Annotated in this window: 6 protein-coding genes; 4 read left to right on the forward strand and 2 right to left on the reverse strand. The window is 71.5% G+C overall.

Going from position 1 to position 9302, the window contains the following annotated elements:
• The first annotated feature begins 1 nt into the window (after position 1).
• The 3 genes from H9641_RS11980 to H9641_RS11990 all read left to right on the forward strand — a co-directional run bounded on the left by H9641_RS11980 (position 2) and on the right by H9641_RS11990 (position 4819).
• Positions 2–481, forward strand: a complete 480-nt coding sequence (locus tag H9641_RS11980) for a GNAT family N-acetyltransferase (RefSeq protein ID WP_318244544.1) — start codon at positions 2–4, stop codon at positions 479–481.
• Positions 482–683: 202 nt separating this feature from the next.
• Positions 684–4241, forward strand: coding sequence for a DNA polymerase III subunit alpha (dnaE, locus tag H9641_RS11985; protein ID WP_191804038.1), 3558 nt, complete (start codon positions 684–686; stop codon positions 4239–4241).
• Between the two features lie 170 nt (positions 4242–4411).
• Positions 4412–4819 carry a pyridoxamine 5'-phosphate oxidase family protein gene (locus H9641_RS11990; protein WP_191804040.1) on the forward strand — a complete coding sequence of 136 codons (408 nt, stop codon included), beginning with the start codon at positions 4412–4414 and terminating at the stop codon, positions 4817–4819.
• 130 nt (positions 4820–4949) lie between these two features.
• Here H9641_RS11990 and H9641_RS11995 read toward each other — a convergent pair whose 3' ends face one another.
• Positions 4950–5177, reverse strand: coding sequence for an RNA-binding S4 domain-containing protein (locus H9641_RS11995; RefSeq protein ID WP_056648870.1), 228 nt, complete (start codon positions 5175–5177; stop codon positions 4950–4952).
• A gap of 93 nt (positions 5178–5270) precedes the next feature.
• On the opposite strand from H9641_RS11995, the gene hisD reads away from it, so the two are divergent.
• A complete protein-coding gene (gene hisD / locus H9641_RS12000; RefSeq protein WP_191804042.1) occupies positions 5271–6596 on the forward strand; it encodes a histidinol dehydrogenase in 1326 nt (441 codons plus the stop codon).
• Between the two features lie 91 nt (positions 6597–6687).
• Here the strand turns inward: hisD and H9641_RS12005 are convergent, their stop codons facing one another.
• Complete coding sequence (locus H9641_RS12005) at positions 6688–8973, reverse strand: DEAD/DEAH box helicase (RefSeq protein ID WP_191804119.1); 2286 nt, start codon at positions 8971–8973, stop codon at positions 6688–6690.
• Between the last annotated feature and the right edge of the window lie 329 nt (positions 8974–9302).

Below are 9302 nucleotides of genomic sequence, written 5' to 3' on the forward strand. Positions count from 1 at the left end.
GGTGCTGACGACCGAGCGGGTCACGACGCCCGCCCAGCTCGAGGAGGCGCACACGCTGCGCCTCGAGGTCTTCGTGGGCGAGCAGCAGGTGCCGCTCGCCGAGGAGATCGACGACGCCGACTTCGCCCCCACGACCACGCACGTCCTGGTCCGCGCAGGAGAGCAGCCCGGCGAGGGCCCCGTCGTCGGGACCGGACGGTTGCTCACGGACCCCGCGCACCCCGGCGAGGTGCACATCGGGCGCGTGGCAGTGGCACGCAGCGCCCGGGGGACCGGAGCAGGTGCCGCCGTGATGCGAGCGCTCGAGGAGATCGCGCTCGCCGAGCACGCCGTGGGCGGAGCCGTGCGGATCGAGCTCAGCGCCCAGACCCAGGCCTCAGGGTTCTACGAGCGCCTCGGCTACGAGGTGCACGGACCTGTCTATCTCGACGCGGGGATCGACCACCGCGACGCCGCGAAGACGCTCCGCTCGCACGACTGAGGCCGACGCCCGGTCGGGGCGCTCCCTGCTGCACCCGGCCGACGTGCCGGGCCGTCGTCGCGCTCTCGCAGGCCGGTCCGCGCCCCGGCGCGCCGAGAGCGAGGGGCTCGCGGCGTCGTCGGGCAGGCATGAGAGAAGGCACACGCGGCCACCGGCACGCGACACGCCGAGGGGCGTCGGTGGCTCGATCTAGACTCGTCGCATGCCTTCTGCCGCCACCCCTGGAAGCACCCAGAAGTCCGACGACTTCGTCCACCTCCACGTCCACACCGAGTACTCGATGCTGGACGGCGCCGCGCGGCTCGGAGACCTCTTCGAGGAGACCGCGCGCCTCGGGCAGAAGGCCATCGCGACCACGGACCACGGCTACATCTTCGGGGCGTTCGACTTCTGGTCCAAGGCGACCCAGGCCGGCATCAAGCCCATCATCGGCGTCGAGGCGTACGTCACGCCCGGCACCAGCCGGTTCGACCAGACGCGCGTGCGGTTCGGCGAGAAGGGGCAGGAGTCCGACGACGTCTCGGCCCGCGGCGCGTACACGCACCTGACGATGTGGGCCCGCAACAACGAAGGGCTGCACAACCTCTTCCGGGCCAGCTCGCTCGCGTCGCTCGACGGCCAGATGGGCAAGTGGCCGCGCATGGACCGTGACCTGCTCGAGCGCTACGGCAAGGGCATGATCGCGTCCTCGGGCTGCCCGTCGGGCGAGATCCAGACCAAGCTGCGGCTCGGCCAGTGGGACGCTGCCGTGCAGGCCGCCGGCGAGCTCCAGGACGTGTTCGGCAAGGAGAACTTCTACATCGAGCTCATGGACCACGGGCTCGACATCGAACGCCGGGTCATCAAGGACCTGCTGCGGCTCTCGGAGACCATCGGTGCGCCCCTGGTCGCGACCAACGACCTGCACTACGTGAAGAAGGAGGACAGCCACTCCCAGGAGGCGCTGCTGTGCATCAACTCCGGCTCCACGCTCGCGGACCCCGACCGCTTCAAGTTCGACGGCGACGGCTACTACGTGAAGTCCGCCGCCGAGATGCGGCACATCTGGAAAGAGCTCCCCGAGGCCTGCGACAACACGCTGCTCATCGCCGAGCAGTGCGAGGTCAGCTTCGACACGTCCGCCAACTACATGCCCAACTACCCCTGCCCGCCGGGGGAGGACGAGACCTCCTGGTTCATCAAGGAGGTCGAGAAGGGGCTGCACTACCGCTACCCGGACGGCATCTCCGACGCGGTGCGCAAGCAGGCCGAGTACGAGACCCAGGTCATCGTCCAGATGGGCTTCCCGGGGTACTTCCTCGTCGTCGCCGACTTCATCAACTGGGCCAAGGACAACGGCATCCGCGTGGGACCGGGACGTGGTTCGGGAGCGGGCTCCATGGCGGCCTACGCCATGCGCATCACGGACCTCGACCCGCTGCAGCACGGCCTGATCTTCGAGCGCTTCCTCAACCCGGACCGCGTGTCCATGCCCGACTTCGACGTCGACTTCGACGAGCGTCGGCGCGGCGAGGTCATCCGGTACGTCACGGAGAAGTACGGCGAGGACCGCGTCGCGCAGATCGTCACCTACGGCACCATCAAGGCCAAGCAGGCGCTCAAGGACTCCTCGCGGCTCCTGGGCTTCCCGTTCGCGATGGGGGAGAAGCTCACCAAGGCCATGCCGCCCGCGATCATGGGCAAGGACATCTCGCTCACAGGGATCTTCAACCCCGACGACAAGCGGTACAACGAGGCCGACGAGTTCCGCCAGATCCACGCGGCGGACCCCGACGCGCAGCGCGTCGTCGAGCTCGCCAAGGGCATCGAGGGGCTGAAGCGCCAGTGGGGCGTGCACGCGGCCGGCGTCATCATGTCGAGCGAGCCGCTCATCGACATCATCCCGATCATGCGTCGCCTCCAGGACGGCGCGGTCATCACGCAGTTCGACTACCCCACCTGTGAGGGCCTCGGCCTGATCAAGATGGACTTCCTGGGGCTGCGCAACCTCACGATCCTCGACGACGCGCTCGAGAACATCGTGATGAACGGCAAGGACCCGGTCGAGCTCGAGTCGTTGACGCTCGACGACCCCAAGACGTACGACCTCCTGGGCCGCGGCGACACCCTGGGCGTGTTCCAGCTCGACGGCGGCGGCATGCGGACGCTGCTCAAGCTCATGCGCCCCGACAACTTCGAGGACATCTCGGCCGTGGGCGCGCTCTACCGCCCGGGCCCCATGGGTGCCAACTCGCACACCAACTACGCGCTGCGCAAGAACGGGATGCAGGAGGTCACTCCCATCCACCCCGAGCTCGAGGAAGCCCTCGAGGACATCCTGGGGACCACGTACGGCCTGATCGTGTACCAGGAGCAGGTCATGGCCATCGCGCAGAAGGTCGCCGGGTACTCGCTCGGTCAGGCCGACATCCTGCGCCGTGCGATGGGCAAGAAGAAGAAGTCCGAGCTGGACAAGCAGTTCGAGGGCTTCTCGAACGGCATGAAGGAACGCGGCTACTCGATGGCCGCGGTCAAGACGCTGTGGGACATCCTGCTCCCGTTCTCGGACTACGCGTTCAACAAGGCGCACTCTGCGGCGTACGGCGTGGTCTCGTACTGGACCGCATATCTCAAGGCCAACTACCCCACCGAGTACATGGCCGCGCTGCTCACGAGCGTGCGGGACGACAAGGACAAGTCGGCTCTGTACCTCAACGAGTGCCGACGCATGGGGATCACGGTCCTCCCGCCGGACGTCAACTCGTCGTCGGCCAACTTCACGGCCGTCGGCAAGGACATCCGCTTCGGTCTGACCGCGGTGCGCAACGTGGGCGCCAACGTCGTGGACGCGATCGTCGCGACGCGCGAGGACAAGGGGAGGTTCGGTTCCTTCACCGACTTCCTCGACAAGGTGCCCGCGGTGGTCTGCAACAAGCGGACCATCGAGTCGCTCATCAAGGCAGGCGCGTTCGACTCGCTCGACCACGCGCGGCGCGCGCTGCTCGTGGTGCACGAGCAGGCCGTGGACTCGGTCATCAGCGTCAAGCGCGAGGAGGCCAAGGGGCAGTTCGACCTTTTCGCGGACCTGGGTGCCGAGGACCCGGCCATGTCGTTCAGCGTCGACGTTCCGGACATCCCGGACTGGGACAAGAAGCAGCGCCTCGCGTTCGAGCGCGAGATGCTGGGCCTGTACGTCTCGGACCACCCGCTGTCGGGGCTCGAGCACGTCCTGACCCGGGCCGCCGACACGTCGATCGCGGCGCTCATGGCCGACGAGGCGCGCCCCGACGGGTCGACCGTCGTGATCGCGGGGCTCATCACCTCGCTCCAGCGCAAGATGAGCAAGAACGGCAACCCGTGGGCCGCGGTCACGATCGAGGACCTCGAGGGCGGGGTCGAGGTCATGTTCTTCGGCGAGACCTACCTCGCCTACTCCACGATCCTCGCGGAGGACCAGGTCGTGGTGCTCCGCGGCCGCGTGCGGCGCCGCGACGAGACCATGCAGCTCCAGGCCATGGAGGTCTCGCTCCCGGACATCTCGACGGTCGCCGAGACCCCCGTGCTCGTGAGCCTGCCCGAGTCGCGCTGCACCCAGCCCGTCGTCGAGAGGCTGCGCGAGATCCTCTCGACGCATCCCGGTGTGACCGAGGTGCACCTCAAGCTCACGAGCCCGGGTCGCACCAAGGTCATGCGCCTCGAGGACACCCTGCGGGTCGAGAAGAGCCCGGCGCTGTACGGCGACCTCAAGGCTCTGCTCGGTCCGAGCTGCCTCACGGTGTGACCGGACGGTGACGAGGGACGGCCTGGCCTGCGGGCCGGGCCGTCACGCCTGGCGCCCTGCAGGGGGGCCGGGCCGGCCGTCCGACCGAGGGCCGCGCTGCGTGTCCGGTGCGTCCGGCGAAGCGTCCCGCCCGGCGGGGCGCTCGGCCGGGCCGACGTAGACTCGCCGTCGTGATCCACCTGACCCCTGAGCAGCGCGTGTTCGTGACCGAGCGCCACCTGGCGACCCTGACCACCCTCCGAGAGGACGGCAGCCCGCACGTCGTCCCCGTGGGCTTCACGTGGGACCCCGAGTCGGGGGTCGTGCGCATCACCACGAACGACACGTCGGTCAAGGCGCTCAACGCCGAGCGGCTCACGCCCGACGGCGGACATCCGCGCGCGGCGGTCTGCCAGGTCGAGGGTGGGCGGTGGATCACGCTCGAGGGCACCGTCTCGCTCTCGCGCGACCCGGACGAGGTCGCCGAGGCCGTGCGCCGGTACACGAAGCGCTACAAGGAGCCGCGGGTCAACCCGCACCGGGTGGTCCTGCGGATCGTCGCCGACAAGGTCATGAGCTCGAGCTACATGGCGTTCTGAGACGCCCGAGAGGCTGGGGGCGTCCTGAGCGGACGCCCGGGGCGTGGCGGATCCTCCGGGCCGGCTGCCGGCCCAGCCCGCCCGGCGCGCGCCCGGTCCGGTTCCCCGGACGGGACGCGCCCGGGTCCCGTCAACCGACGATCGCGCCGATCTCGCCGGTCGGGACGTCGACCGTCACGACGTCTCCCTTGCGGAGCTGTCGGCCGCGACGGGTGTCGACCTCGCCGTTGACCTTGACCTCTCCCTCGGAGATGAGGTCACGGGCGTGGGCGCCCGACTCGACGAGGCTCGCGAGCTTGAGGAACTGGCCGAGGCGGATGACGTCGTCGGTGATCTCCACCGTGGGTGTCGTGGTCATGCACCCATTCTCTCGCGTCCGGGAGGCGCCGGGGAACTGACCACCTGCTGAATGGCCTGGAGGTGGGCTCGCGGCCCGGCCTACGATGGGTCGGTGATCAATCGCATCGACCTGCGTGGTCGTTCCCTGTCTCCCCGTGAGCTCACGGAGATCCTGCCTCGTCCGGAGATCGGCGTCGAGGACGCCGCGGAGAAGGTCGCTCCGATCCTGCAGGAGGTCCGCCTGCGCGGCGCCTCGGCGCTGCGTGACCTCTCCGAGCGGTTCGACGGCGTGCGTCCGGTCCATCTGCGGGTCCCGGCCGAGCGTATGGCCCAGGCGCTCGAGACCCTCGACCCGCTCGTGCGCGACGGGCTCGAGGAGGCGATCCGTCGTGTCCGCACGGTGCACGCCGCCCAGCGCCCCCAGCCGTTCGCGGTCGACCTCGCCCCGGGCGCGCAGGTCCGTCAGCGCTGGATCCCGGTGCGCCGCGTGGGCCTCTACGTGCCCGGCGGGATCGCGGTCTACCCGTCGTCGGTCATCATGAGCGTCGTCGCAGCGCAGGAGGCCGGCGTGCGCGAGCTCGCGGTCGCCTCCCCGCCGCAGCGCGACAACGACGGCCTGCCGCACCCCACGATCCTCGCGGCGTGCGCGCTCCTGGGGGTCCAGGAGGTCTACGCGGTCGGCGGGGCCCAGGCGATCGGCATGTTCGCCTACGGTGCCGCAGGCAGCGAGCCGCAGGACGGCGACTACCTGTGCGAGCCCGTCGACGTCATCACCGGCCCGGGGAACATCTTCGTCGCGGCCGCCAAGCGGCTCGTGCGTGGCGTGGTCGGCATCGACTCCGAGGCGGGCCCCACCGAGATCGCGATCCTCGCCGACGGCGGCGCGGACCCGACGCACGTCGCGCTCGACCTCATCAGCCAGGGAGAGCACACGCCCGACGCCGCGGCCGTCCTCGTGACACCGTCGGTCGAGCTCGCGGCCGCGGTCGACGCACGGCTCGTGGACCTCGTCCCCGAGACCAAGCACGCTGCGCGCGTCGCCCAGGCGCTGTCGGGCCCGCAGTCGGCGATCATCGTGGTCGACGACCTCGAGCAGGGCCTCGACGTCGTGGACTCGTACGGTGCCGAGCACCTCGAGATTCAGACGGCCGACGCCGCGGCCGTGGCCGAGCGCGTGCAGAGCGCGGGCGCGATCTTCGTCGGCCCCTACTCGCCCGTGCCCCTGGGCGACTACATGGCGGGGTCGAACCACGTCCTGCCGACCGGCGGGTGCGCGCACTACTCGAGCGGGCTCGGGGTGCACAGCTTCCTGCGCGCGGTCCAGGTCGTCGAGTACTCGGCCGACGCGCTCCAGGAGCTGGCCGACCGCATCGTGGCCGTGGCCAACGACGAGGACCTGCCCGCCCACGGCGAGGCCATCAAGGCGCGCTTCCAGTAGGCGAAGCACCCCCGAGACGACGAGGGCGGGGCGCAGGACGGGAGAGTCTCTCCGGTCCTGCGCCCCGCCCTCGTGCGTCGGGAGCAGGACGTCAGCGCACCCCGAGCACGAACGGGTAGACTGCCGCGGCGCCCGCCTGGCGCAGCAGTCGGGCCGCGACCGTGAGGGTCCAGCCCGAGTCGGTGTAGTCGTCGACCAGGAGGATGCGGCGACCCGCGAGGCCCGCCATCGCGGGGCCCGAGAGCTCGAGCCGGAGACGTTCGACGACCCCCGCCAGGCGCATGGCCGAGTTCACGTCGTGCCGTCCGGGCTGCTCGTGCCCCGGCACGGGGCCGATGCTCCCGACGAGCGGGCGCTCGAGGTAGCGCGCGAGCCCGCCCGCCAGGTGCTGGACGAGCTGGGGGCGCGTGGCCGACCGCACCGACACGACGCCGTCGAGCAGGAGCTTGCGCGTGGGAGTCCCGGTCCCGTCGGCCGCCGCGGCACCGTCGGCCGGTGCCGCCTCGTCGTCGGACACGGGAGGGGTCGTGTAGAGCGCGTCCCACTCGTCGAGCACGCGCGCGGCCGCGCGACGCAGCGCGACGGGAGTCGCGCCGTCGGGCACGCCCGGGGCGAAGAGCTCCCGGAGCGGGCCCGACCAGCCGAGCCCGTCGAGGCGGGCGACGGCCCGGCCCGGTGACGCGAGCTCTTCGGGGGACAGGCGTCCCTTGAGGTCGAGGCCCAGCCGGTCGAGACCCGTGGGCCACTGGCGGCGGGCGACGACCTCGACGCCCGGTCGGTCCATGTCGGCGCGCGCTGCAGAAACCGCCTCGGCGTCGGGAGCGGCCGGCAGGTCGACCCCGCCGCACCGGTCGCAGCGACCGCACTTCCAGCCGGGCTCGAGCTCGGGGTCGTCGAGGGCAGCGCGCAGGAACGCCATGCGGCAGCCCGTCGTGGCCTCGTAGTCGATCATCGAGCGCTGCTCGGCGAGCCGGGTCTGCTCGACGCGCGCGTAGCGGTCGGCGTCGTAGACCCAGGGCTGACCCGTCGAGATCCAGCCGCCCTTGACGCGACGGACCGCGCCGTCGACGTCGAGGACCTTGAGCATGGTTTCGAGGCGTGAGCGCTTGAGGTCGACCTGCGTCTCGAGGGCCGCGACGGACTGTGTCCCGCCCCCCGCCTCGAGCGCGGCGAGGGTCTCGCGGACCTGACGCTCGGCCGGGAACGCGAGCGACCCGAAGTACTCCCAGATGCGACGGTCCTCCTCGCCGGGCAGCAGCACCACGACCGCGCTGTCCACCCCACGCCCGGCACGACCGACCTGCTGGTAGTACGCGATGGGAGACGAAGGGGCGCCCAGGTGCACGACGAAGGCGAGGTCCGGCTTGTCGAAGCCCATGCCGAGCGCCGAGGTCGCGATGAGCGCCTTGACCCGGTTCTCCTTGAGGTCGGCCTCGAGCTGCTCGCGCTCGGTCGTGTCGGTCTGGCCCGTGTACGCGGCCACGGCCAGGCCGGCCGCCCGGAGCTGGCTCGCGACCTGCTCGGCGGCCGAGACCGTGAGGCAGTAGACGATCCCCGAGCCGTCCACGTCCTGGAGCGTCTCGGCGAGCCACGCGATGCGGCTCGGCTGGTCCGGCAGGTTCAGCACGGCCAGGTGGAGCGACTCGCGGTCGAGACCGCCCCGCAGCACGAGCACGTCCTCGCGCGGGGCGCCCGAGCTCTCCGTGGCCCCCGTCCCGCTCGCCGCGGCAGCGACCGACGCGCCCGTGACGCCGAGCTGCTCGGCGACGTCGGCGGTCACGCGCTCGTTGGCGGTCGCGGTCGTGGCGAGCACCGGGATGCCCGGGGGAAGGTCGGCCAGGAGCGTGCGGATGCGGCGGTAGTCGGGACGGAAGTCGTGGCCCCAGTCCGAGATGCAGTGCGCCTCGTCGATGACCACGAGGCCCGCGTCGGCTGCGAGCCGGGGGAGCACCTCGTCACGGAAGCCGGGGTTGTTGAGCCGCTCGGGCGAGCAGAGCAGGACGTCGACCTCTCCTGCGGCGATCGCGGCGTGCACCTCGTCCCACTCGGTCATGTTCGACGAGTTGATCGTCACGGCGCGGATCCCGGCGCGGGCCGCGGCAGAGATCTGGTCGCGCATCAGGGCCAGGAGAGGCGAGACGATGACCGTGGGCCCCGCGCCCCGCGAGCGCAGCAGCGAGGTCGCGACGAAGTAGACGGCCGACTTGCCCCACCCGGTGCGCTGGACCACGAGGGCCCGACGGCGGAACGCGACCAGGGCCTCGATCGCGAGCCACTGGTCGTCGCGCAGCCTCGCGTCCTCGCGGCCGACGAGCGAGCGCAGCGCGGTCTCTGCCTCCTCGCGCAGGTCCTTGCCCTCGAGGAGACTGCGCAGCATGGCCACCTTGGCGAGCCGCGCGGCGTCGGCCGCCGCGACGGCGTCGGACGCCGCACCGGGAGACGGCTCGGCGGCGGGCTCCGTCGCGGTGGGCGACGGGCGGGCCGCGCCCGCGCCGGTGTGCGCGCGCCGCGGGGCGGCCCCCGCGTCGTCGGGGACCGGGGGCTCGTCGTACAGGTCGGCAGGTGGCTCCGACGCGAAGTCGGGGGGGAGGTCTGCGTACGGGTCGTGCTGGTCACGGGGGAACGAGGTCACCCAGCGATCGTAGGCGCAGGGTGGGACACCGCGTGCTCGGTGCACAGGCCGGTCGCCGGGGGGGGGGGGGGGGG

It is taken from the genome of Oerskovia merdavium, assembly GCF_014836755.1.
GTDB lineage: Bacteria > Actinomycetota > Actinomycetes > Actinomycetales > Cellulomonadaceae > Oerskovia > Oerskovia merdavium.